At 73.0% G+C, this 21,387-nt stretch carries 20 protein-coding genes; 14 read left to right on the top strand and 6 right to left on the bottom strand.

Features of this window, described 5'->3' with window-relative positions:
• Nucleotides 1-164: 164 nt before the first annotated feature.
• The 7 genes from ABLE53_RS12935 to ABLE53_RS12905 all read left to right on the top strand — a co-directional run bounded on the left by ABLE53_RS12935 (nt 165) and on the right by ABLE53_RS12905 (nt 6,383).
• Entirely contained in the window at nt 165-776 is a 612-nt protein-coding gene (locus ABLE53_RS12935) for a sulfite oxidase-like oxidoreductase (protein ID WP_348859359.1), read from the top strand.
• Nucleotides 773-1,504: an FAD-binding oxidoreductase gene (locus ABLE53_RS12930; RefSeq protein ID WP_348859358.1), complete on the top strand. Its 732-nt coding sequence runs from the start codon at nt 773-775 to the stop codon at nt 1,502-1,504. The genes ABLE53_RS12935 and ABLE53_RS12930 overlap by 4 nt, the downstream gene beginning before the upstream one ends.
• 39 nt (nt 1,505-1,543) lie before the next feature.
• Nucleotides 1,544-2,146, top strand: a complete 603-nt coding sequence (locus tag ABLE53_RS12925) for an endonuclease (RefSeq protein ID WP_348859357.1) — start codon at nt 1,544-1,546, stop codon at nt 2,144-2,146.
• A 20-nt stretch (nt 2,147-2,166) separates the two neighbouring features.
• Nucleotides 2,167-2,781, top strand: a complete 615-nt coding sequence (locus ABLE53_RS12920; protein ID WP_348859356.1) for a LysR family substrate-binding domain-containing protein — start codon at nt 2,167-2,169, stop codon at nt 2,779-2,781.
• 94 nt (nt 2,782-2,875) lie between these two features.
• Nucleotides 2,876-4,045: a galactokinase gene (galK, locus tag ABLE53_RS12915; protein ID WP_348859355.1), complete on the top strand. Its 1,170-nt coding sequence runs from the start codon at nt 2,876-2,878 to the stop codon at nt 4,043-4,045.
• A gap of 104 nt (nt 4,046-4,149) precedes the next feature.
• Nucleotides 4,150-4,611: a hypothetical protein gene (locus ABLE53_RS12910; RefSeq protein ID WP_348859354.1), complete on the top strand. Its 462-nt coding sequence runs from the start codon at nt 4,150-4,152 to the stop codon at nt 4,609-4,611.
• Between the two features lie 536 nt (nt 4,612-5,147).
• Nucleotides 5,148-6,383, top strand: coding sequence for an HNH endonuclease signature motif containing protein (locus ABLE53_RS12905; RefSeq protein ID WP_348859353.1), 1,236 nt, complete (start codon nt 5,148-5,150; stop codon nt 6,381-6,383).
• 113 nt (nt 6,384-6,496) lie between these two features.
• Here the strand turns inward: ABLE53_RS12905 and ABLE53_RS12900 are convergent, their stop codons facing one another.
• Genes ABLE53_RS12900 through ABLE53_RS12890 form a run of 3 tightly spaced genes read right to left on the bottom strand, consistent with a single transcriptional unit; the run spans nt 6,497 to nt 9,653 of the window.
• Entirely contained in the window at nt 6,497-7,048 is a 552-nt protein-coding gene (locus ABLE53_RS12900) for a nucleosidase (RefSeq protein WP_348859352.1), read from the bottom strand.
• A 20-nt stretch (nt 7,049-7,068) separates the two neighbouring features.
• A complete protein-coding gene (locus ABLE53_RS12895) occupies nt 7,069-8,289 on the bottom strand; it encodes an acyl-CoA dehydrogenase family protein (protein ID WP_348859351.1) in 1,221 nt (406 codons plus the stop codon).
• On the bottom strand, nt 8,289-9,653 hold the full coding sequence (locus ABLE53_RS12890; protein ID WP_348859350.1) for an acyl-CoA dehydrogenase family protein: 1,365 nt from the start codon (nt 9,651-9,653) through the stop codon (nt 8,289-8,291). The genes ABLE53_RS12895 and ABLE53_RS12890 overlap by 1 nt, the downstream gene beginning before the upstream one ends.
• 63 nt (nt 9,654-9,716) lie before the next feature.
• Between ABLE53_RS12890 and def the strand changes: the two genes are divergently transcribed.
• The gene (gene def, locus ABLE53_RS12885; protein ID WP_348859349.1) at nt 9,717-10,322 is read left to right on the top strand and encodes a peptide deformylase; all 606 of its coding nucleotides are present in this window, start codon (nt 9,717-9,719) and stop codon (nt 10,320-10,322) included.
• 1 nt (nt 10,323) lies between these two features.
• Here the strand turns inward: def and ABLE53_RS12880 are convergent, their stop codons facing one another.
• Both ABLE53_RS12880 and cobA read right to left on the bottom strand, forming a co-directional pair.
• Nucleotides 10,324-11,127 (bottom strand): TrmH family RNA methyltransferase, encoded by an 804-nt coding sequence (locus ABLE53_RS12880; RefSeq protein WP_348859348.1) that lies wholly within the window; start codon nt 11,125-11,127, stop codon nt 10,324-10,326.
• Between the two features lie 14 nt (nt 11,128-11,141).
• Nucleotides 11,142-12,371, bottom strand: a complete 1,230-nt coding sequence (cobA, locus tag ABLE53_RS12875) for a uroporphyrinogen-III C-methyltransferase (protein ID WP_348859347.1) — start codon at nt 12,369-12,371, stop codon at nt 11,142-11,144.
• Nucleotides 12,372-12,475: 104 nt separating this feature from the next.
• Between cobA and ABLE53_RS12870 the strand changes: the two genes are divergently transcribed.
• Genes ABLE53_RS12870 through ABLE53_RS12860 form a run of 3 tightly spaced genes read left to right on the top strand, consistent with a single transcriptional unit; the run spans nt 12,476 to nt 15,506 of the window.
• A complete protein-coding gene (locus ABLE53_RS12870; protein ID WP_348859346.1) occupies nt 12,476-13,006 on the top strand; it encodes a YbhB/YbcL family Raf kinase inhibitor-like protein in 531 nt (176 codons plus the stop codon).
• A gap of 10 nt (nt 13,007-13,016) precedes the next feature.
• Nucleotides 13,017-14,360: a type I glutamate--ammonia ligase gene (locus tag ABLE53_RS12865; RefSeq protein ID WP_348859345.1), complete on the top strand. Its 1,344-nt coding sequence runs from the start codon at nt 13,017-13,019 to the stop codon at nt 14,358-14,360.
• A gap of 18 nt (nt 14,361-14,378) precedes the next feature.
• Nucleotides 14,379-15,506, top strand: a complete 1,128-nt coding sequence (locus ABLE53_RS12860; RefSeq protein WP_348859344.1) for an amidohydrolase family protein — start codon at nt 14,379-14,381, stop codon at nt 15,504-15,506.
• Here the strand turns inward: ABLE53_RS12860 and ABLE53_RS12855 are convergent.
• Nucleotides 15,494-16,357: a CmcJ/NvfI family oxidoreductase gene (locus tag ABLE53_RS12855; RefSeq protein ID WP_348859343.1), complete on the bottom strand. Its 864-nt coding sequence runs from the start codon at nt 16,355-16,357 to the stop codon at nt 15,494-15,496. The two genes, ABLE53_RS12860 and ABLE53_RS12855, sit on opposite strands and share 13 nt — an antisense overlap.
• Before the next feature lie 116 nt (nt 16,358-16,473).
• Here ABLE53_RS12855 and ABLE53_RS12850 point away from each other — a divergent pair, with 116 nt between their 5' ends.
• The 3 genes from ABLE53_RS12850 to ABLE53_RS12840 are packed head-to-tail and all read left to right on the top strand — an operon-like array spanning nt 16,474 to nt 21,298.
• Nucleotides 16,474-18,543: an elongation factor G-like protein EF-G2 gene (locus ABLE53_RS12850; RefSeq protein WP_348859342.1), complete on the top strand. Its 2,070-nt coding sequence runs from the start codon at nt 16,474-16,476 to the stop codon at nt 18,541-18,543.
• Nucleotides 18,544-18,564: 21 nt separating this feature from the next.
• Nucleotides 18,565-19,044, top strand: a complete 480-nt coding sequence (locus tag ABLE53_RS12845) for a GtrA family protein (RefSeq protein ID WP_348859341.1) — start codon at nt 18,565-18,567, stop codon at nt 19,042-19,044.
• Nucleotides 19,045-19,060: 16 nt separating this feature from the next.
• The gene (locus tag ABLE53_RS12840; protein WP_348859340.1) at nt 19,061-21,298 is read left to right on the top strand and encodes an EAL domain-containing protein; all 2,238 of its coding nucleotides are present in this window, start codon (nt 19,061-19,063) and stop codon (nt 21,296-21,298) included.
• Nucleotides 21,299-21,387 lie beyond the last annotated feature (89 nt).

The following is a 21,387-nucleotide window of genomic DNA, read 5'->3' as shown; positions in this document are numbered from 1 at the left end:
CTCGGCGGACCGGCGCCCCATCGCCGTCGCCCGCCGCGGACCCGCGCCACCGGGAGGGCGCAGGGTCACGCCCGTCGCAACGACGGTCACGTTCGCGGGTCACGGTTCCCACATACTCTTTTTACTTCCGGCGACGCGCTCGGGTGCCCGCTACGGTGGATCGCGTGGTGATCACCCGTGGCTTCACCGGGCGCCGTGACCGCGGCCACCGGGGCCGGCTCCCGCCGGGTCAGTACGACGTCGGCACCGACTGGCCGGTCCTCACCGCCGAGGTCACCCCGTACCTGGTGCCGCAGAAGCACACCGTGACCGTCGACGGCCTGGTCGAGGAGCCCCGCACCTGGGCGTGGGACGACCTGCACCGCCTCCCCGAGACGACGTACGCCGGCGACATCCACTGCGTCACCACGTGGTCCAAGCTGGGCGTCGCCTTCACCGGGGTGAGCGTCGACGAGCTGCTCGGCGCCGCGCGACCGCGGCCCGAGGCGCGCCACCTGATGACGCACTCGACGACGGGATACACCACGAACCTCCCGCTCGAGGACGTCACGGGCGGGAAGGCCTGGCTGGTGTGGTCGTACGCCGGCGAGCCGCTCTCCCCCGACCACGGCGGCCCGCTCAGGCTGCTCGTCCCCCATCTCTACTTCTGGAAGTCGGCCAAGTGGGTCACCCGGCTCGAGCTGCTCGCGACGGACCGGCCGGGCTTCTGGGAGCAGAACGGCTACCACGACCGCGGCGACCCCTGGCTCGAGCAGCGCTACCAGGGCGACCCATGACGCTCGGGGAGCCGCTGGGCGACGGCGTCGAGACGCCCGCGCCGGTCGGCGGCTGGAGCGTCGGCCGGCTCGCGGAGGTCGAGCGGCTCGGAGACCGGCTGGTCAGGCTGCGCCTCGACGTCGAGGACCGGGTCGACCACCTGCCCGGTCAGCACTACGTGATCCGGCTGCGCGCCGAGGACGGCTACACCGCCTCGCGCGCCTACTCGATCGCCTCCGACCCCGCCGACCCGCTGCTCGAGATGATGGTCGAGTGCCTCCCCGGCGGGGAGGTCTCCGCGTTCCTCCACGACGAGGCGCGGGTCGGCGACCTCTTCGAGGTCCGCGGGCCGATCGGCGGCTGGTTCGCCTGGCGGGGCGACGTGACTGCGGTGTGCCTGGGCGGCGGCACCGGCGTCGTACCCCTCGTCGCCATGCTCCGCCACGCCCGCCGCCTCGGCCTCGCCGACCGGCTCCGGGTGTGCGCGGTGGGCCGGACCCTCGAGACGCTCCCCTACGCGCGCGAGCTCCTCGACGCCGGTGCGTTCGTCGCCCTGACCCGGGAGAACCTCGACGGCAGGGTCGCGGCGCCGCCCTACCCCGACGAGCTCGGTCCGCTCGCCGACGGCGCGGAGCGCGGCTACGTGTGCGGGTCGGTCGGCTTCACGTCGTACGCCGTCCGGCTGCTGCAGGAGGTCGGCATGCTCACCCGGTCGATCCGGATGGAGCAGTTCGGCGCCACCGGCTGAGCGGGTGACTCGACCGCTCCGACGGGGAACCGGAAGGGCATGACCACCCAGAAGCAGCAGGTCGAGGAGCTGTTGCGGGAGCACGGCACGACGTACGCCCAGGACGCGGGGATCACCCTGCGGGACAAGCCGGCGCCGCTCTACCAGCTGCTCGTCCTCACGACCCTCGCATCCGCCCGGATCTCGGCCGACATCGCCGTCGCCACCGCACGCGAGCTCTTCGCCGCCGGGTGGCGTACGCCGGAGAAGATGGCCGGCGCGACCTGGCAGCAGCGCGTCGACGCGCTCGGTCGGGGCGGCTACCGGAGGTACGACGAGAGCACGTCCACGAAGCTCGAGGAGAGCGCGCGCTGCGTCATGGAGGAGTACGCCGGCGACCTCCGCCGGCTGCCCCACGCCGGCCCGGACGACCTCGACGACCTGCGCAACGCCGTCGCCGGGTTCCCCCGGATCGGTCCGACCGGGGCGGACATCTTCGTGCGCGAGGTGCAGGATCTCTGGCCGGTCGGGCCCGTCTTCGACCAGCGCGCCCTGAAGGCCGCCGGTCGGCTCGACCTCCCGACCGACCCCGACCGTCTCGCCCGGCTCGCCCGCCGCGGCGAGGTGGCACACCTCGCTGCCGCGCTGGTCAAGGCCGCCTGACACTGCTCTACCGTGTCGGCATGCCCGACGATCGCCGTACGCCCGACCGCCGGCCCCTCGCGCCCCTTCGGCTCGGCTTCGTCAGCGGCGCGACGCCGGACAAGTGGGCCCGGAGCTGGCGGGAGCGGAGCCGGACGCCGCTCGAGCTCGTCCCGGTCACCGAGGCCGAACAGGAGCAGCTCCTGCGCGCGGGCGAGATCGACCTGTGCCTCGTGAGGCTCCCGGTCGAGCGCGAGGGGCTGCACCTGATCCCGCTCTACGAGGAGGTCCCGGTCGCGGTCATGGGCAGGGAGCACCTGCTCACCCTCCTCGACGAGGTCACCCTCGAGGAGCTCGACGCGGAGCAGCTCGTCCTGCCCGAGCGGTCCGGCTGGCGGCCCTCCGTCGAGCAGCTGGACTGGCCGCCGATGAGCGAGAAGGAGGCCATCGAGGTGGTCGCCGCCGGCACCGGCGTCGCCATCGTGCCCATGTCGGTCGCCCGGCTCCACCACCGCAAGGACGTCACCTACCGCCCGGTCGTCGGCCTCGAGCCGACCACGGTCGCGCTGGCCTGGCTCGTCGAGCGCGACGACGAGCAGACCCAGGCGTTCGTCGGTGTCGTCCGGGGGCGTACGCCGAACTCCTCGCGCCGCTGAGCCGGGCCGCCCGACCTGTGCGCTCACCCGCGGTCTGCCGCTTCCCCTAGGCCTGCTCCGCCCGGCCCCGCCGCGGGACCCTAGGGTGGTCGCCATGGTCCTCCTCGCCCCCGGCAGCGCCGCCGAGCTGGCCGAGCGCGCCCGCGCCGGCCTCCGCGACACCTTCGGGTCCGAGGCCGCCGTCGTCGGCCGCGCCCCCGGCCGGGTCAACCTGATCGGGGAGCACACCGACTACAACGGGGGTCTCGTCCTCCCCGTCGCGCTCCCCCACGCCACCTACGCCGCGGCCGCGCCGCGGTCCGACGGCGTCGTACGCCTCGCCAGTGCGCAGGAGCCCGACCCGTTCACCGGCATCGTGGATCACCTCGGTCCCGGAGAGGCCCGCGGCTGGTCGGCGTACGCCGGCGGGGTGCTGTGGGCGCTGCGCGAGGCGGGCCACGACCTCCCCGGCCTCGACCTGTACGTCGACAGCTCGGTGCCCCTCGGTGCCGGGCTGTCGAGCTCGGCCGCGATCGAGTGCGCCGTCGCGATGGCGGCCGTCGGCATCCTCGGGCTCGACCTCGACGACCCGCTGCGCGCCGGTCTCGTCGCGGCCTGCATCCGCGCCGAGACCGAGGTCGCCGACGCCCCGACCGGCGGCATGGACCAGACCGTCGCGATCCACGGGCAGGCCGGCACCGCCCTCCTCATCGACTTCGGCGTCGGCACCCACGAGCCGGTCGCGCTCGCGCTCCGCGACCGCACCATCCTCGTCACCGACACCCGGGTCAAGCACGCCCTGACCGACGGCGGCTACGGCGCGCGGCGGGCCGACTGCGAGAAGGCGGCCGCCGCGCTCGGCGTACGCACCCTCCGTGACGCCACCCTCGAGGCCGTCGAGGCGCTCACCGACGACGTCGTACGCCGCCGCGCCCGGCACATCGTCACCGAGATCGCCCGGGTGCGACCGGCCGTGGACGCCCTCGGCGCCGCCGACTGGCCGGCGCTCGGCGAGCTCTTCGCCGCCTCGCACGCCTCGATGCGCGACGACTTCGAGATCTCCACCCCCGAGCTGGACCTGGCGGTCTCGACCGCGGTCGCCTCCGGCGCCGACGCCGCCCGGATGACCGGCGGGGGCTTCGGCGGGTCGATCGTGGCCGTCCTCCCGACGGCGGCCGTCGACGACGTCGTACGCGCCATCGACCATGCCTTCTCCGCCGCCGGCTACCGCTCCCCTGGCCACCTGCTCGTCGAGCCGTCCGCCGGCGCCTCGCTCGTCGGCTGATCCGGCGACAGTCGGCGGCCGCCGGCTAGCCGGTGGCACGACGGGCGTGCACACGGCAGGGTGGGGGTACGGGACAAGCGTCTGCTACGAAGGGAGCGACGACGATGCCGAAACTGCCCCTCGATCCGGACCGGCTGCGCCAGCTGCCGGGAGCCGCGATCCGGGCCCTGCGCCGTCCGCGGCGCACCGCCGCCCAGGTGGTGAGGGGATCCTTCACCCTGGTCGGGAGCGTGGTCGGGCGTGCGCTCGACCGCAGGCCGACCACCGAGCCGGTGCCCGGCATGGCCAGGCCGCCCGAGGAGGCCGTGCCTCCTCCCACCGAGGCCGCCGCGGCGGCTCCGGAGGCTCCGGAGGCTCCGGCGCCGACGGCGCCCGACGAGGCGCCCGCCGCGGCCCCCACGGAGTCCGCCGCCGGGACCGAGCCTGCCGACGCGGACGGACCGACCGAGGACGTCCCCGAGGAGCACCTGACCGGGCCGACCCCGCACATCCCGCCGGGAATCGCGCGCGAGGTGGAGCGGGACTACGAGGACGACATCCCGGGCATCACGCCGCGGGGCTCGTAGGCGAATGCCGAACAAGAAGCCATCTCCGTGGCGGCTGTGACGTGGGTGGCGGGCGGAACGCCGCCAAGGCCGTCGAGCGGCGAGTTCGAGTCAGCACTCTGGGTGCGACAACGGGGTCGTTCCGCCCGCCTCAGGTCATCCTGAGCGGTCTGTTGACCGACTGCAAGGGGTGATGTCTTCCCGGCTGCCTCACATCCAGCAGCTCACGCTGTCGATCCGACTCGCCCTGCTGCACACAGGACTTCAGGACGGTCCCATCAACGCACCACGCTGCGCCGGACTTGTTCAGCGGTGTCCGAGACCGGTCCATGGTCTTAGAAGGCGGGACGGTTGGTGTGGAAGACGGGGTGGCGCAGCTAGTCGAACTGACGTACGATAATCGCAGGTCTTGGTTGTAGCCGGTCCGCCCGTGATGACTCCGGGTCGGAGGGCCGGAGCTCGCCGGACCAGATGATCCGGGGGTATGTGTCCAGGCCTGGGCCCTCGCTCGTCGCCACCGCCATGACGGTGCGTCCGTGCGAGAGGAGGTCTGCGGGATGCATCAGTTCACCACCGTGATCGACTCGCTCGAGACCGCGCTGAAGGACGCGGCGGGACTGGACCCCGCCTTCCTCTCGCCCGACGACGCCGGCGAGACGCTGCTGGCGCTGCGACGGATCCAGGGCCGGATCACCGAGCTCGTCCTGCGGGTGATGAGCGCCGGACAGCCGCTCGCCGACGAGTCGGCCGCTCGCGACGTCGCCGGCTGGCTGGTCGCCCGGGAGGTGGCCGACGCGCGACCCGCCCATCGCGAGCTGCGGCTCGCGCAGGCGCTGGCCCGTTGGGAGGCGACCAGGGCGGCGCTCGCCGCCGGCGACATCGGCCTCGAGCACGCCTCGGTCATCGTCCAGGTCCTCGACGACCTCGCCGCCGACCCATCGGGCAGCCCCGGCGCCGAGGTCCTCGCCCGCGCCGAGGCCCACCTTCTCCAGCTCGCCACCGAGCACAGGCCGAGCGATCTGCGCCGCCTCGCGGTCCACCTGCTCGAGGTCGCCGCCCCGGAGGTCGCCGACGACGCCGACGCCCGCGCCCTTGCCCGGGCCGAGGAGCGCGCACGACGGAAGGTCTCGATGTCGATCACGCCGATCGGCGACGGCCTGACGAAGATCTACGCCGTCGTGCCGACCGCCGTCGGCGAGCGGCTGCGCACGATGGTCGAGGCCTACGCCCAGCCGCGGATCGCCGCTCTCGAGGCCGTCGGGCAGACCCGATCCCGCCACCGGATCCTGGCCGACGCCTTCGGCCAGCTCCTCGAGACGATCGACCCCGCCCGGCTCCCCGCCCATGGCGGCGACGCGACCACGGTCGTCGTCACCGTCGGGCTCGATCGGCTCCGCACCGACCTGACCGGCGCCGGACTCGGTGTCGCCGACCTGGGCGGTGAGAAGATCACCGCCGCCGAGGCCCGCCGGCTCGCGTGCACCGCCAAGATCCTCCCGGCCGTGCTCGACGGGCGCTCCGAGCCGCTCGACCTCGGCCGGGCCAAGCGTCTCTTCACACCGGCACAGCGCAAGGCGCTGCGGCTTCGGGACCGCCGGTGCCGGGCCGAGGGCTGCACCGTCCCGGCGGCCTGGACCGACGCCCACCACCTCGATCCGTGGAGCCGCGGCGGCACGACGGATCTCGACAACGGTGTCCTCTTCTGCCATCACCATCATCGCTGCGCGCACGACCCGGCCTACGACCTCACCCGGCTCGCCAACGGCGACTACCGCTTCCACCGACGCAGATAGGCCGTCAGGCAGGCGGGCAGCGCGCCGTACGGGATGGCACCATCAGCCCCGTGGCCGCCACAGGAAGCGATCCGTCATGACGGCGAGCCACGCAGATCGGTTTACCCACACGCCTAGCCGAGTTTGGCGACCAGCCACTCGCCGAGCGCCTGCGCGCTGTGGTCGATGAGTTCCGGCCAGTCCATCGAGGCCTCGTCGGCCTTGTCGGAGACGTGCTTGACCAGTCGCACGGGTACGCCGGCCTGACGGCACGCCCAGGCGACGGCGTACCCCTCCATGTCGACCAGGTCCGCCACCTCGGCGAGGTGCGCCCGCACGACCGGATCGGTGACGAACACGTCCCCGGTCGCGAGGCGTACGTCGCCGTCACCGAGCTCGAGCCACTCCTGCGGGTCGTAGCCGAAGGCACGCAGCGCGTCCGCCGACAGGTCGTGGTTGAGCACCCGCGAGACGACGTGGAGCCCCTCGAGATGGTCGTGGAGCGCGCCGCACGACCCGATGTTGACCACCTCCGTGATCGCCGGGTCCCCGGCCAGCTCGCGGGCGACCGCACTGGCCGCCGGCACCTTCCCTACTCCGGTGATGATCACGCGCAGGCCGTCGGGCACGTGCTGCGCCTCCTCGGGGGTCGCGGAGACGACGAGCACCTTCTGGTTCGCGGGCACGGCCGGAGCCTACCGACGGCCTACCTGAGCTCGGCGCTGGTGAGCCCGAGAATCCGCCGCGCCACGATGAGCTGCTGGATCTGCTGGGTGCCCTCGAAGATGTCGAGGATCTTCGAGTCGCGCGCCCACTTCTCGAGGAGCTCGCCCTCGGCGTACCCCACCGACGAGCACAGCTCGACGCACGACAGTGTGATGTCGGAGCCGACCCGGCCGGCCTTCGCCTTCGCCATCGACGCCTCGAGGGAGTTCGGCTTGCGGTTGTCGGCCATCCAGGCGGCCTGGAGCATGAGCAAGTACGCCGCCTCCCAGTCGGCCTCGAGCTGGAGGAACTTCGCCGCGGCGGCGGACTGCACGGTCGAGGGCCGGTCGTAGTCGACCTCGACGCCGGCGTCCTTGAGGAGCTCCCGGGTGTAGTCCAGCGAGGCGCGCGCGCAGCCGACCGCCATCGACGCCACCAGCGGACGGGTGTTGTCGAAGGTGGCCATCGCGCCCGCGAAGCCCTGCTTGACGTCGATCTCCGGGGAGCCGAGGAGGTTCTCCGCCGGCACCCGGCAGTCGGTGAACGTGATCGTCGCGGTGTCGGAGGCCTTGATGCCGAGCTTGTGCTCGAGCCGCTCGACCTTCATCCCGGACGTGCCCTTCGGGACCACGAAGGACTTGATCGCGGCCCGGCCCAGCGACCGGTCGAGGGTCGCCCAGACGACGACCGCGTCGGAGCGCTCGCCCGAGGTGACGAAGATCTTCTCGCCGTTCAGCACGTAGTGGTCCCCGTCGAGCGTCGCCGTGGTCTTGATGTTGGCGGAGTCCGACCCGGTGCCGGGCTCGGTGATCGCCATCGACGCCCACACGCCCTTGAACCGCTCGAGCTGCTCGTCGTCGGCCACGCTCGCGATCGCCGAGTTGCCGAGGCCCTGGCGCGGCATGGAGAGCAGCAGGCCGACGTCGCCCCAGCACATCTCGGCGACCGTCATGACCGAGGCCATGTTGGAGCCGTTCCTGGACGCGGCGTCGCCCGAGTCGTCACCCGCGGATCGCCGTACGCCGGCCGCGCCCGCCCCCTCACCCGAGCCGGACTCCGCGAGCCCGTCCGCCATGGCGGCGAGCATGTCGAGCTCCTTGGGATAGGCGTGCTCGGCCTTGTCGTACTTCCGCGAGATAGGCCGGAGCATGTTCATCGCGACCTGGTGCACCTGGTCGCGCAGCGGCCGGAGCCTCTTGGGGTCCTCGAGATTGATCGCCATCAGACCAGCACCGCACCTTCCATGATCCCGATGGCCCGCAGGTCGCGGTACCAGCGCTCGACGGGGTGTTCCTTGACGAAGCCGTGGCCACCGAGCAGCTGGACGCCGTCGAGGCCGATCTGCATGCCCTTCTCGGCACACAGCCGACGGGCCAGCGCGATCTCGCGGGTCGCGTCGATGCCCTGCGCCACCCGCGAGGCGGCCTTGTAGGTGACCAGCCGCATCGACTGGAGCTCGATCGCGATGTTGGCCACCATGAACGCCACCGACTGGCGGTGGGCGATCGGCTCACCGAACGCCTCCCGCTCCTTGACGTACGGCGTCACGTAGTCGAGCACCGCCTGGGCCGTGCCCACGGCGAGGGCGCACCAGGCGAGTCGGGCGAGCCGCACGCACTCGGCGTACGTCGACCCGTCGGTCTCCCCCAGCACGGCGTCCGCCGGGACCTTCACGTCGGTGAGCGTCAGCCGGGTGAGCGATGCGGCCCGGACGCCCATCGCCGGGTCTCCCTCGACGGCCAGGCCAGGCGTCTTCGACTCGACGAGGAAGAGCACCGGCCTGCCGTCGAGGCGAGCGCCGACCACGAAGAGCTCGGCGTCGGCGCCTCGCGGGACCAGCGACTTGACCCCGTCGAGCGTGTAGCCCTCGGCGGTCCGCGTCGCGGTGGTCTCCGGCTCCAGGGGGTCGAAGAGCACCCGCGGCTCGGTCAGCGCGAGCGCGGCGGCGGGGACGTCGCCGCCGGTGAAGGGCGGGAGGTAGGTCTGCTGCTGCTCGTCGGTGCCCCACAGCCCCAGCGCCGTCGCGACGGCACCCGGGGCGAGCGTCGCGACGGCGAGGCCGAGGTCGCCCTTCGCGAGAGCCTCGGCGACGAGCGTGCCGGCCATGGCGCTGCGGGCCTCGGAGATGCCGCCGAGCTCCTCGGGCACGCCGAGGATCGGCAGGCCGATCTCGAGGCTGGACTTGAGGAGGCCGTCCGGCGCTGCGCAGGCCTCGTCGGCCTCGGCCGCGGCCGGCCGGACGACCTCCTCGGCGAACTCGGTGACCACGTCGACGAGCATCTGCTCGTCCTCGGTGGGGGTCAGGTCGAACACGCCGCTGCGGGCTGCGCTCGGGACGCGGACACCGGGCTTGCCCCTCTTCCCCGCCTTCGCGAAGGTGCGGCCTGCGTTGGTCGCGACCTTGAATCCGCTGCGGGTCACCGTGAACACGGTCTGCTCCGCCTGCTTGCGGATGCCCAGCCGGTCGATGAGGTCTGACTGCGCCAGCCGGTTGAGGGCGGCCACGGCGTACCCGATGGGGTCACGGCTCTCAGTCGACGGGATGCCGAACCGGCCACCGCCCCGGAGGGTCTGGAGAAGGCTCATGCGGGCAACTGTAACTCTGAGTTACAACGTCGTCTACGGGGCTCGCTGACTAGGGTGCGGGGCATGGCGGAGATCACTGGAGCGACCGACGGCGTACGCGCCCCGTACGGACCCCTTCCCGAGGGCGGCCGGGTCCGGCCCATGACCCGCTGGGGCACCCCGGTCATGCACCGCCCGCAGCAGAAGGTCACCGTCTTCGACGACGCGCTGCGTGAGTTGGCGGCGGACATGGTCGCGACGATGTACGCCGCGGACGGCGTCGGGCTCGCCGCCTGCCAGATCGGCGAGGACGTCGCGATGTTCGTGTTCGACTGCCACGACTCGACCGGCGAGCGGGTCGTCGGCGTCGTCTGCAACCCCGTGCTCACGCTGCCCGAGGGCCGCGACCGGCGGCTCGACGACGATGACGAGGGCTGCCTCTCGTTCCCCGGCGCCTACGTGCCGCTCGCCCGCCCGGACCACGCCCGCGTCGACGGCGTCGGCCTCGACGGCGAGCCGGTCACCTTCGAGGGCGACGGCTTCCTCGCCCGATGCCTCCAGCACGAGACCGACCACACGCTCGGCACCGTCTTCGGGGATCGGCTCTCCGCCAAGGCCCGCAAGAAGCTCCAGAAGCAGCACGACGAGCTCGCCGACGACTACCCGGAGGACTGGCCCGCCGACGGTTGAGTCAGCGGCGGGATGTCACGTAGCAGGCGACGGCGGTGGCGGCCGCGACGTTCAGGGAGTCGATGCCGGCGGACATCGGGATGACGGCGCGGCGGTCGGCGGAGCGCTGCCAGCGCTCGGAGAGGCCGTGCCCCTCGGAGCCGAGGACGAGGGCGACCTTGTCGAGGCCGGCGACGGCGTCCTCGATCGGCGAGGCGTCGGGAGCGAGGGTGAGCGCGACGGTCGTGAAGCCGGTGGCGGAGAGCGACGGTAGGGCGGCGTACCAGTCCGGGAGCCGCGTCCACGGGAGCGAGAAGACGGCGCCCATCGCCACCTTGATCGAGCGCCGGTAGAGCGGGTCGGCGCAGCGCGGCGCGAGCAGGGCGGCGTCGAAGCCGAGCGCGGCGCCCGAGCGGAAGATCGCGCCGACGTTGGTGTGGTCGACGATGTCCTCGAGGACGAGGACCGAGCGGGCGCCGGCGAGCACGTCCTCGACCGGCGGCAGCGGCCTGCGCTCCAGGGACGCCAGCGCCCCGCGGTGGACATGGAAGCCGGTGACCTCCTCGGCGAGCGCCTCGGAGACGACGTAGCAGGGCGCGTCGGTGGTGGAGAGTACGCCGGCCAGCCCCTCGAGCCAGCGCGGTGCCATGAGGAAGCTTCGCGGGGCGAAGCCGCCCTCGACCGCACGGCGTACGACCTTCTCACCCTCGGCCAGGAAGAGCCCCTGCTGCGCCTCGAGCGACTTGCGCAGCTCGACGTCGCGCAGGTCGCGGTAGTCCGCGAGACGCGGATCATCTGGGTCGGTGATCTCCACCAGCGTGGCCATCGTGGGACCAGGCCTCAGAAGGCGTCGGGCCGGGCGACGCGTACGACGTCGCCGATGACGATGATCGCGGGCGGCCGGACGCCCTCCGCGGCCATCGTCTTCTCGAGCGTGCCGAGCGTGGCGAGGACGGTGCGCTCGGTCGGCATCGTGCCGTCGCACACGACCGCCACCGGTGTCTCGGCGTCCCGCCCGCCCGCGAGCAGCGCGTCGGCGATGGCGGGGGCGTTCTCGACCGCCATCATGAGGACGACGGTGCCGCGCAGCCGCGCCACCGCCTCCCAGTCGGTCAGCGAGTCGGGATGGCCGGGCGGCAGGTGTCCGGAGATGACGGTGAACTCGTGGGTGACGCCGCGGTGGGTCACCGGGATCCCCGCAACGCCCGGCACCGAGATCGGCGAGGTGAGGCCGGGCACGACCGTGACCGGCACTCCCGCCTCACGGCAGGCGAGGACCTCCTCGAACCCACGCCCGAAGACGAAGCTGTCGCCGCCCTTGAAGCGCACCACGGACTTCCCCTCGAGCGCGCGCTCGACGATGACCCGGTTGATCTCCTCCTGCTGAGCCGACCGCCCGCGCGGCAGCTTGGCCACGTCGACCAGCTCGACGTCGGCGGGCAGCTCGGAGAGCAGCTCGCGCGGGGCGAGCCGGTCGGCGACCACCACGTCGGCCTCCATCAGCGCCTTGCGGCCGGCGACCGAGATCAGCTCCGGGCTTCCCGGGCCGCCCCCGACGAGGATGACCCCCGGCGTACGGTCGCGGTGCCGGCGGTCGACGATCAACCCCTCGCGGAGCCCCTCCAGCACGGCGTCGCGTACGGCGGCGGAGCGCCTCGGCTCGCGATTGCCGAGCACGGCGACGGTCACCCCGGCGTGCCGCCCGACCGCCGGCGTCCAGGCGGTCGCGCGGGTGGCATCGTCGGAGCGTACGCAGAAGATCCGGCGCTCCTCCGCCGCCGCCGAGACGGCCTCGTTGACCTCCGTCGAGCGGGTGGCGGTGATGACGTACCACGCCCCGTCGAGGTCCGCCGGCTCGAACCCGCGCTCGGTCCAGAAGATCTCCCCGGAGCCGACGAGACCCTCGATCGCCGGCGTCACGTGCGGCGAGACGACCTCGACACGCGCTCCGGCCGCGATGAGCGCCGGGATGCGGCGCTGGGCGACCTGCCCACCGCCGACGACCACCACCCGGCGGCCGGCCAGCATCAGTCCCGAGGGGTACGGCACCCGTGCGTCTGCAGAGTCCATGGGCACCATCATCCGTCGTCCGCGAGACCGGCCGTGGTGCCGGCCCAGTCGGCGGACTAGGTTCGGAACCACCGCCAGATCCAGCTACAGCCGAAGGAGTGCGCATGACGAGCCTCGACCGTCCGGTCAAGCCCGACCCGTACGACCTGCTGCCCCCGCTGCCGGGCTTCACGGTCACCAGTGACGACGTCACCGACGGGCAGCCGCTGAAGTCCGACCAGGTCTTCGACGGCGGCAACACCTCGCCCCAGCTGTCCTGGAGCGGCGCGCCGGAGGGCACGAAGAGCTACACGATCACCTGCTTCGACCCCGATGCCCCGACGCCGAGCGGCTTCTGGCACTGGGTCCTCGTCGACGTGCCCGCCGACGTCACCAGCCTGCCCGCGGGCGCGGGCGCCGCAGGCGCCGAGCTGCCCGGCAAGGCGTTCCACGTCCGCAACGACTACGGGACCCAGGACTTCGGCGGGGCCGCGCCGCCGCCGGGCGACCAGGTCCACCGCTACTACTTCGTCGTGCACGCGGTGGCGGAGGAGAGCCTCGGCGTCGACGACAGCGTCTCCCCCGCCGTCGTCTCCTTCAACCTGGTCTTCAAGAGCCTCGCCCGCGCGGTGCTCGTGGGGACCTACCAGGCCTAGGGGCCGCCGGGTGGTGGCGCACCATCCGCCCGGGTCGTTCGAGCCGTCCGGCTCGGCGTACGTCGACCGGCTCCACGGCCGCGGCGTCGAGCTGGTCGGCGGCTCGGTGGTGGACATGGCCGGGATCGTGCGGGCGAAGTACGTCCCCGTACGCCGGCTGCCCGCCTTCCACCAGGCCGGGATGGGCGCCTCGCCGTCGTGGAGCGTGTTCACCATCGACGGCGGGATCGCGTTCACGCCCAGCCTCAACGTCATCGGCGACCGGCGGATCCGGATCCATCCGGAGGACGTCCGCGTGGTCGCCGACGGCGTGGGCTGGGCGCCCGGCGACCTGTGCGACCAGGACGGCGAGCCCTCAGCGATGTGTGGACGGTCGATCCTGCGCCGGATCAGCGAGAAGGCCGGCCTGACGGCGTACGTCGGCGCCGAGCTGGAGTGCACGCTGCTCTCCCCCGACGGCGGGCACGCCTCGACCCACCCGTGGGCGCCGTACGGCGTACGCACGTCCCTCGAGCGCTCCGACCTGCTCGTCGACCTCCTCAAGGCGGCCGAGCGGGCAGGACTGGGGATCGAGCAGCTCCACACCGAGTTCGCCCCCGACCAGCTCGAGATCTCGCTCGCGCCGGACCACCCGGTCGCCGCGGCCGACGCCGTGGTGCTGGCCCGGATCCTGCTCGGCCGGGTCGCGGCGAAGCACGGCCTGCTCGTCTCCTTCTCCCCGGTCCCGTTCGCCGGCGAGGGCGGCAACGGCGCCCACCTCCACCTCTCCCTCGCCGACGCCGAGGGCCCGCTCCTCTCGGGCGGCGACGGCCCGCACGGCCTGCGCCGCGAGGGCGGCGCGGCGATCGCCGGGATCCTCGACGGGCTGCCCGGCCTGCTCGGGGTGTACGCCGGCTCCGCCGTCTCCTCGCCGCGGCTGCAGCCCGGCAACTGGTCCGGCGCAACAGTCTGCTGGGGCCTGGAGAACCGCGAGGCCGCGGTCCGGCTGGTCGCCGCCACTCCTGGCAGCCCGCACGGCGCCAGCCTCGAGCTCAAGGTGGTCGACCCGAGCGCCAATCCCTACCTCGCCGTGGCCGCCCTGCTCGGCTCCGCGCTCGACGGCATCCGGCGCGGGCTGCCGCTCCCGGACGAGGTTCCCGGCAACCCCGTCGGCGCCGACCTGGACCTCCCGACGCTGCCCAGCGACCAGGCGGCCGCGATCGACGCCCTCGTCGCCTCGCCGCTCGCCACACAGGTCCTCGGCGCGCCGGTGGTGGAGGGCGTCGCCGCCGTGCGCCGCCACGAGGTCGCGACGTACGCCGACCGGCCGCTCACCGAGACCACCCGCGCGCTCCGGCTCGCCTGGACCTGCTGACCCGATGCCGAGGGCCGGATGATCGACGTCTTCGCCGGCACGGGCGACGCAGTGCCCACTGCGCTGGCCGACGCGCTCACCGGACTGCGGCTCGTCGACCACCACGTCCACGGCGTCTTCCGCGAGCCGCTCTCGCGCGCGGAGTTCGAGGCGGCGCTCAACGAGGGCACGACCGGCCCGGTGCCGTCCGGGATCTCGATGTTCGACTCGCCGGTGGGCCTCGCCGTACGCCGCTGGTGCGCACCGCTGCTGGATCTGCCGCCGCACGCCTCGGGCGACGACTACTGGGAGGCCAGGTCGGCCCTCGCCCCCGACGAGCTGGCCCGCCGTCTGCTCGCCGAGGCGGGCGTCGACCGGTGGCTCGTCGACACCGGCCACGCCAGCGACGCCGTCACCTCCCCCGACGAGCTGGCCGCGCTCGGCGGCGGCACCGCTTCGACGATCGTCCGGCTGGAGTCACTGGTCGAGTCGCTCGCGCACGAGCCGGGCTTCCCGGACGCCTTCCGTGCCCGGCTGGCCGAGCTCGCCCCGACCGTCGTCGCCGCCAAGACGATCGCCGCCTACCGCACCGGCCTCGACGTGGACTGGTCGCGGCCGGCCGACGCGGAGGTCGCCGCCCGGGCCGCGGCGCACCACGGACGCCTGAACGATCCGGTGCTCATCGCGTTCGCCGCCCACACCGCCATCGACATGGGGCTGCCGCTCCAGGTGCACACCGGCCTCGGCGACCGCGACCTCGACCTCCACCGCGCGGACCCGATGCTCCTTCTGCCACTGCTGCGCGGGCGTCCGGACGCCCGGGTCCTGCTGCTGCACTGCTGGCCGTTCCACCGCCAGGCGGGCTACCTCGCCCAGGCCTTCGACGGTGTCTGCTTCGACGTCGGCCTGGCCGTCACACAGCTCGGCGCCGGCTCGGTCGGGCTGGTGCGCGAGTCGCTCGAGCTGGCGCCGTACGCCACGCAGCTCTACTCCTCCGACGGCTTCGGCCTCCCCGAGCTGCACCTGCTCGGCTCGGTCCTCTGGCGGCGCTCGGCCGGGCTGGTGCTCGGCGAGTCGGTACGCCGCGGCGACGTCACCGAGGACGACGCCTGCCGGATCGTGGCGATGATCGGCGCGGAGAACGCCGCGCGGGTCTACTCGAAGTAGGCGATGCTGCGCACCTCGATGCTGTGCCGCGGCTCCGTCGCGGCCGCCCTGGTGTCGTGGAACGCGCTGTGCGGCACCCGCCAGGCACGCGAGTGGTCGGAGTCGTTGAGCACCAGCACGAGCGCCTCGTCGCGGGTCATGTCCGAGAAGAACCACCACCGGTGGTCGGGGCTGTGCGTGAACTCCGACCCGCTCGCCGTACGCCGCCCGGGCTCGACATCGGCGTACAGGTCCTCGGGGATCTCGTCGACGAAGTAGAGCCGGTTGTCGAGCCCCTCGTCGGGACCGACGCTCGTGTAGTCGCAGACCGCCAACGGCCAGTCCTGCGGCGGCGGGCTGAAGACCCGCCAGAGGCTGGTGATCAGCGCCCGCCGGTAGCCGGGCCCGTCCGGGAAGCGGGCGGCGTACGTCGCCTCGGCGGCCTCGCGCGCACCGACGGCGGAGTAGTCGTCGTGGACGAGCGCGGCCGCCGGCTGGGAGGAGTTCTCCTTCGGCGCCTCGGAGCGGCGCAGCACCCAGCTCATCGCGACCACCCGGTCGGCACCGGTCACCTCGCGCAGGAACGCCTCCGCCTCGGCCAGGTAGACGGCGTCGACCTCCGCCCGGTCGCTGAAGTCGGCGACAACGCTGCGATGGTCGAACAGCTGGAACCCGTTGGTCTCGAAGGTGAACGCGTCGCGCACCTGGCGGGCGTCGCCGATCGACATCACGGCCGGAAGGTACGAGCCGGTGTTCACGCTCGCCCCCGGCGCGGTGAAGCGGCGGAGCAGCGTGGAGGCCGGATCGAGGTACCACAGCGTCCCCTCGACGGTGCGCACGTCCTCGAGCCCCGGCGTCAGGTCGGTCGTCATCCTGCGAGCGTCCCGCCGGCCGTCGTACGCCGGCCACCGCCCTCCTGCCACGCGGAAATCCGAAGAGGGACTGCCAGGCCCTTGTGTCTCAGGTCACACGGGGGTTACGTGGGCCCATGGCCGAGAAGAGCAGCAGAAAGGCCACGGACCAGGATCTCGCGGCTACCGGGCCCGACCGGATCCGCAACGTCGTCCTGGTCGGGCCCACACAGTCAGGCAAGACCTCCCTGGTGGAGGCCCTCCTCGTCGAGGCCGGTGCGCTCACCCGCGCAGGCGCCGTGGCGGACGGTACGACGGTCAGCGACTGCGAGGACTACGAGGCCGCTCACGGGCGGTCGATCTCGCTCGCGGTGGCGCCGGTCGTGTTCCAGGGAGTGAAGGTCAACCTGATCGACACGCCCGGGTACGCCGACTTCGTCGGTGAGCTGCGGGCCGGGCTGCGCGCCGCCGACTGCGCGCTGTTCGTCGTCGCCGCCAACGACGGCGTCGACGACAGCACCAGGCAGGTGTGGCGCGAGTGCGCCCAGGCGGGCATGCCGCGCGCCGTCGTCATCACCAAGCTCGACCACGCCCGCGCCGACGCCGAGCGGGTCCTCGCCGAGGCGCGGACGGCGTTCGGCGAGAAGGTGCTGCCGGTCTACGTCACCGCCGGCGACGGGCTCACCGGCCTCCTGACGGGCACGACCGACGACCCCCGGCGCGACGAGCTGATCGAGGCCGTCATCGAGGAGTCCGAGGACGAGACCCTGATGGACCGGTACGTCGCCGGCGAGGAGATCGACGAGAAGGGCCTCGTCGAGGACCTCGAGAAGGCGATCGCGGGTGCCAGCTTCTACCCTGTCATCCCGGTCTGTGCGACCTCCGGCGTCGGCCTCTCCGAGCTCCTCGACCTCTGCGTCAGGGCGTTCCCGTCGCCACCGGAGCACGTCCCGCCGGATGCCTTCACGACCCAGGGCCGGCCGGCCGACCCGGTGGTCTGCGACCCGGCCGGGCCGCTCGTCGCCGAGATCATCAAGACCTCCAGCGATCCCTACCTCGGCCGGGTGAGCATCGCCCGGGTCTTCTCCGGCACCCTCACGCCGGACGCGCCGGTCCACGTGTCGGGGCACTTCTCCTCCTTCACCGGCACGACCGCCCACGAGGACCACGACGAGGACGAGAAGATCGGCGGGCTGGCCCATCCCTTCGGCGCCGCCCAGGTCCCCGCCCAGCAGGTGGTCGCCGGCGACATCGCCCTCATCGGACGCCTCTCCCGCGCCGAGACCGGTGACACGCTCAGCGACCCGGCGCGGCCCGTCGTCCTCGAGCCCTGGTCGATGCCGGAGCCGCTGCTCCCGGTCGCCATCGAGGCCGCCACCCGCTCCGACGAGGACAAGCTCTCCTCCGCCCTCGCCCGGCTCGCCGCCGAGGACCCGAGCCTGCGCGTCGAGCAGAGCGCCGAGACCGGTCAGCTCGTCCTCTGGGTCATGGGCGAGGCCCACGCCGAGGTCGCGCTCGACCGGCTCCGTGCGCGCTACGGCGTCTCCGTGGAGCAGCGCGACCTCGTCGTACCCCTGCGCGAGTGCTTCGCCGGCCCCTCCAAGGGACACGGACGGCACGTCAAGCAGTCCGGCGGCCACGGCCAGTACGCCGTCTGCGACATCGAGGTCGAGCCGCTCCCCGAAGGCAGCGGCTTCGAGTTCGTCGACAAGGTGGTCGGCGGCGCCGTGCCGCGCAACTACATCCCGAGCGTCGAGAAGGGCGTCCTCCACCAGATGCAGCGCGGCGTACGCGCCGGCTATCCCGTCGTCGACCTCCGGGTCACCCTCAGCGATGGCAAGGCGCACAGCGTCGACTCCTCCGACATGGCGTTCCAGACCGCCGGCGCCCTTGCGCTCCGCGAGGCGGCCGAGGGCACGACGGTCAGCCTCCTCGAGCCGTACGACGAGGTGGCGGTCGTCGTCCCCGACGACCTGCTCGGCGGGGTGATGAGCGACCTGTCCGCACGGCGCGGGCGCCTGCTCGGCACCGACCAGGCCGGCGACGGCCGTACGGTCGTGAAGGCGCACGTCCCGCAGCGCGAGCTGGTCCGGTACGCCATCGACCTGCGCGCGGCGACGCACGGAGCCGGGACCTTCACTCGCGCCTTCGCCCACTACGAGCCGATGCCCGAGGAGCTCGCCAAGGACGTGCCGCCGCGGACGTAGCCGGCCTCCTAGAGTGGGGCCATGGCAGAGGGCTCCGCCGACGAGCGCGCCGACGAGCGCGCTGGCGCGTGGGCCGTCATCGTCCGCCGGCTCTCCCGCTTCGCCGGGATCGGGGTGCTCAACACCCTGATCGACCTCGGCATCTACGCGGCGCTGGAGCGGCCGCTCGGGATCGTGCCCGCCACGCTTGTCTCCACGGCTTGCGGCATGACGTTCAGCTACTTCGCCAACGCGCTGTTCGCCTTCGGCGCGTCCCAGCTCAGCTGGAGGACCGCCGTCCAGTTCTTCGGCCTCAACGCCGTCAACCTGTGGGTCGTCCAGCCGCTCGTGATCCTCGCGATCGACGCCGCGCTCAGGTCGGCCGTCGGCAACGACTACCACCGGGCGCTGGCCGCGAAGCTCGGCGCGACCGCCGTCAGCATGACGATCAACTTCCTGGTCTACGACCGCTACATCTGGCCGCGTACGTCGGTCCCGCAGCCCGTCGCGCCGGATGATTAGGCCCTAGGCTCGGTGCGTGGCCGCCCGCTACCCACGCCTCGCCCGCGTCCTCGACGCGCTGATCCTCGCCGCGGCGGCGGCGATCCTCGTGGTCGGCGTCGTCCGCTGGCTGCAGCCACCCGTCTCGGTCAGCCTCTTCACCGCCGTCGTCCTGCTCGTCAGCGCCGGGCTCGTGGCGGTGCTGATGACCTCCGACGAGCCGGTGACGGTGCGGAGCGTCCCGCCGATCGTTCTCGGCGTCGCCCTCGCCGCGGTCGCCGGCCCGAGGGTCGAGCCCAATCGCAGTGCCGCACTCGGGGTCTGGGTGCTGCTGGTGGCGATCCTCTACGTCATCGTCCGACTCCGGCGGCAGCTCACCCTGGCCCGTGCCGCCACCGTCGTCGTGGCCGGGCCGGTGCTCCTCGCAGTACGCGACGCCACCGATCTCGGCCTCGGCGCCAACGGGCGCTTCATCGCGGGCCTCGCGGCGTACGGCGTCCTCACGTGGTGCGTCCGGCGGCTCTACGACCACGTGCACGGGGTGCGGATCGGGGATGCGCTGACCCGCAGGAACCTGATCTTCGTCGCGCTCGGCGTCGGCTACGGCGTCGGCATGCTCGCCCTGCTCAACGCGCTCTACGCCACCCGGTCGGACGTGTTCCACCTCGGGGTGCTGGCCGGCAGCGTGGTCCTCGCCGGCATCGTCGTGTGGCAGACCCTGCGGGTCATGGCCTACCGGCAACTCACGCATGCGCTTGTCGAGGCCGCCCGGCGTACGCCGTGGCCGCACGACCAGATGGACGACATCATGCTCGAGCTCGTACGGGACCACGTACGCGCCGAGAGCACGACCATCGAGCCCGAGCCCGGCGGCCCGGACGCGCTGTCGGAGGAGATCGAGCCCGGATCGTTCCTCGTCGTGCGCCGCGAGCCGGGCGACTTCCGCTTCGGTCCTAGCGAGCGCAGGCTCGTCGCAGCCGTGGCCGCCCTCGGCCGGACCGCCCACATCCGGGCGACCACGGAGCGGTCGCTGTTCACCGCGTCGGTCACGGACCCCCTCACGGGGCTCTGGGACTACCGGCACTGGCGGACGGCGTTCCTGGAGGAGATGTCGGCGAACCGGCAGCCGGGCGAGCTCATCGGCGTCGTCTTCTTCGACCTCGACCACTTCAAGGACTTCAACGAGACCTACGGCCACCTCCGCGCCGACGAGGTGCTCGCCACGATCGGCCAGCGGCTGCGCGGATCCTCGCGCAACTGGCGCTTCGCCCGCTTCGGCGGGGACGAGTTCGTCGGCCTGATCCGCGAGGTCCGCGACGAGCGGGCGCTCGACGAGGCCTGCGATCAGCTCGCCCAGCTCGTCGCCGAGCCGATCCACGCCGACGGGCAGACGCTCCTCGCCACGGTCACCATCGGCCGGACGATCTCGGGCTCCGCGGGGGACCACGCGGCCGCGCTCGTCGCCCGCGCGGACGAGGACCTCCGCAAACGGAAGAGCGCCCGTCCGGGACCCGAGGAGGGGCCGACCGACGCCGAGATGATGCGGAGCCTGCTCGAGGGCGGCCTCGAGGTGGCCCTCCAGCCGATCTTCCTGCTGGCCGACCGCACGATCGACGGGTTCGAGGCGCTGCTGCGGGGCCGGGTCGGCGACCACGGGTTCGTCTCCCCGGACCAGCTCATCGAGGCGGCCCGCCGGCTCGGGACCCTCGACGTGCTCACCCAGCGCGTCGCCGAGATCGCCGTCGCCACCGTGGAGGAGGCCAGCCGGCGCATCGGGCGCGCGCTCGGCGTCTCGGTCAACCTCGAGACCGAGCAGCTGCGCTGGGACAGCGAGCTCCTCGACTGGATCATGCTCCGTGCCCAGGAGTCCCCTGCGCGCCTCATCACTGAGATCACCGAACGCGGCGACGCCGCCTGGACCGAGGAGCAGTACGACGTCGTCGACCGGCTGCGGCGGGGCGGCGTGGAGAGCTCCCTCGACGACTACGGCTCCGGCCAGTCCCGGCTGCGCCCGGTGACGAGCCGCACCTGGCACTGGGTCAAGATGGACCGCGACTTCCTCACCACCGAGGAGGGCGGCGTCGTGATGCTGCGCCACACGGTCGACGCACTTCACGAGCTCGGCCTGCAAGTCGTCCTCGAGGGTCTAGAGACGACGGAGCAGGTGGCTCTCGCGCGGTCCCTCGGCATCGAGTACGGCCAGGGCTACGTCCTGAGCCCGCCGATCCCGGCCGACCGGCTCCTCGACGAGGTCGGCCCTCTGACCGGCGGCTAGACACTCCGCACACGGCCGCGTTCCTCGACGTCGGCGCAGATGCACGGTTAGATCGGCTGCGGAGAACGGGGCCAGGGTCGGGCACGGAT

Source organism: Nocardioides asiaticus (assembly GCF_040049175.1).
GTDB lineage: Bacteria > Actinomycetota > Actinomycetes > Propionibacteriales > Nocardioidaceae > Nocardioides > Nocardioides cheoyonin.
This window is presented reverse-complemented; position numbering and strand designations above follow the sequence as displayed.

What these genes read in the sequence shown, in the direction of transcription:
- ABLE53_RS12855 (WP_348859343.1), bottom strand. Translation starts at nt 16,357, where the DNA reads ATGACGACCGACCTGACGCCGGGGCTCGAGGACGTGCGCACCGTCGAG.
- ABLE53_RS12880 (WP_348859348.1), bottom strand. Translation starts at nt 11,127, where the DNA reads ATGGCCACGCTGGTGGAGATCACCGACCCAGATGATCCGCGTCTCGCG.
- ABLE53_RS12930 (WP_348859358.1), top strand. Translation starts at nt 773, where the DNA reads ATGACGCTCGGGGAGCCGCTGGGCGACGGCGTCGAGACGCCCGCGCCG.
- cobA (WP_348859347.1), bottom strand. Translation starts at nt 12,371, where the DNA reads ATGGACTCTGCAGACGCACGGGTGCCGTACCCCTCGGGACTGATGCTG.
- ABLE53_RS12870 (WP_348859346.1), top strand. Translation starts at nt 12,476, where the DNA reads ATGACGAGCCTCGACCGTCCGGTCAAGCCCGACCCGTACGACCTGCTG.
- galK (WP_348859355.1), top strand. Translation starts at nt 2,876, where the DNA reads ATGGTCCTCCTCGCCCCCGGCAGCGCCGCCGAGCTGGCCGAGCGCGCC.
- ABLE53_RS12920 (WP_348859356.1), top strand. Translation starts at nt 2,167, where the DNA reads ATGCCCGACGATCGCCGTACGCCCGACCGCCGGCCCCTCGCGCCCCTT.
- ABLE53_RS12850 (WP_348859342.1), top strand. Translation starts at nt 16,474, where the DNA reads ATGGCCGAGAAGAGCAGCAGAAAGGCCACGGACCAGGATCTCGCGGCT.
- ABLE53_RS12905 (WP_348859353.1), top strand. Translation starts at nt 5,148, where the DNA reads ATGCATCAGTTCACCACCGTGATCGACTCGCTCGAGACCGCGCTGAAG.
- ABLE53_RS12845 (WP_348859341.1), top strand. Translation starts at nt 18,565, where the DNA reads ATGGCAGAGGGCTCCGCCGACGAGCGCGCCGACGAGCGCGCTGGCGCG.
- ABLE53_RS12890 (WP_348859350.1), bottom strand. Translation starts at nt 9,653, where the DNA reads ATGAGCCTTCTCCAGACCCTCCGGGGCGGTGGCCGGTTCGGCATCCCG.
- ABLE53_RS12925 (WP_348859357.1), top strand. Translation starts at nt 1,544, where the DNA reads ATGACCACCCAGAAGCAGCAGGTCGAGGAGCTGTTGCGGGAGCACGGC.
- ABLE53_RS12910 (WP_348859354.1), top strand. Translation starts at nt 4,150, where the DNA reads ATGCCGAAACTGCCCCTCGATCCGGACCGGCTGCGCCAGCTGCCGGGA.
- def (WP_348859349.1), top strand. Translation starts at nt 9,717, where the DNA reads ATGGCGGAGATCACTGGAGCGACCGACGGCGTACGCGCCCCGTACGGA.
- ABLE53_RS12860 (WP_348859344.1), top strand. Translation starts at nt 14,379, where the DNA reads ATGATCGACGTCTTCGCCGGCACGGGCGACGCAGTGCCCACTGCGCTG.
- ABLE53_RS12895 (WP_348859351.1), bottom strand. Translation starts at nt 8,289, where the DNA reads ATGGCGATCAATCTCGAGGACCCCAAGAGGCTCCGGCCGCTGCGCGAC.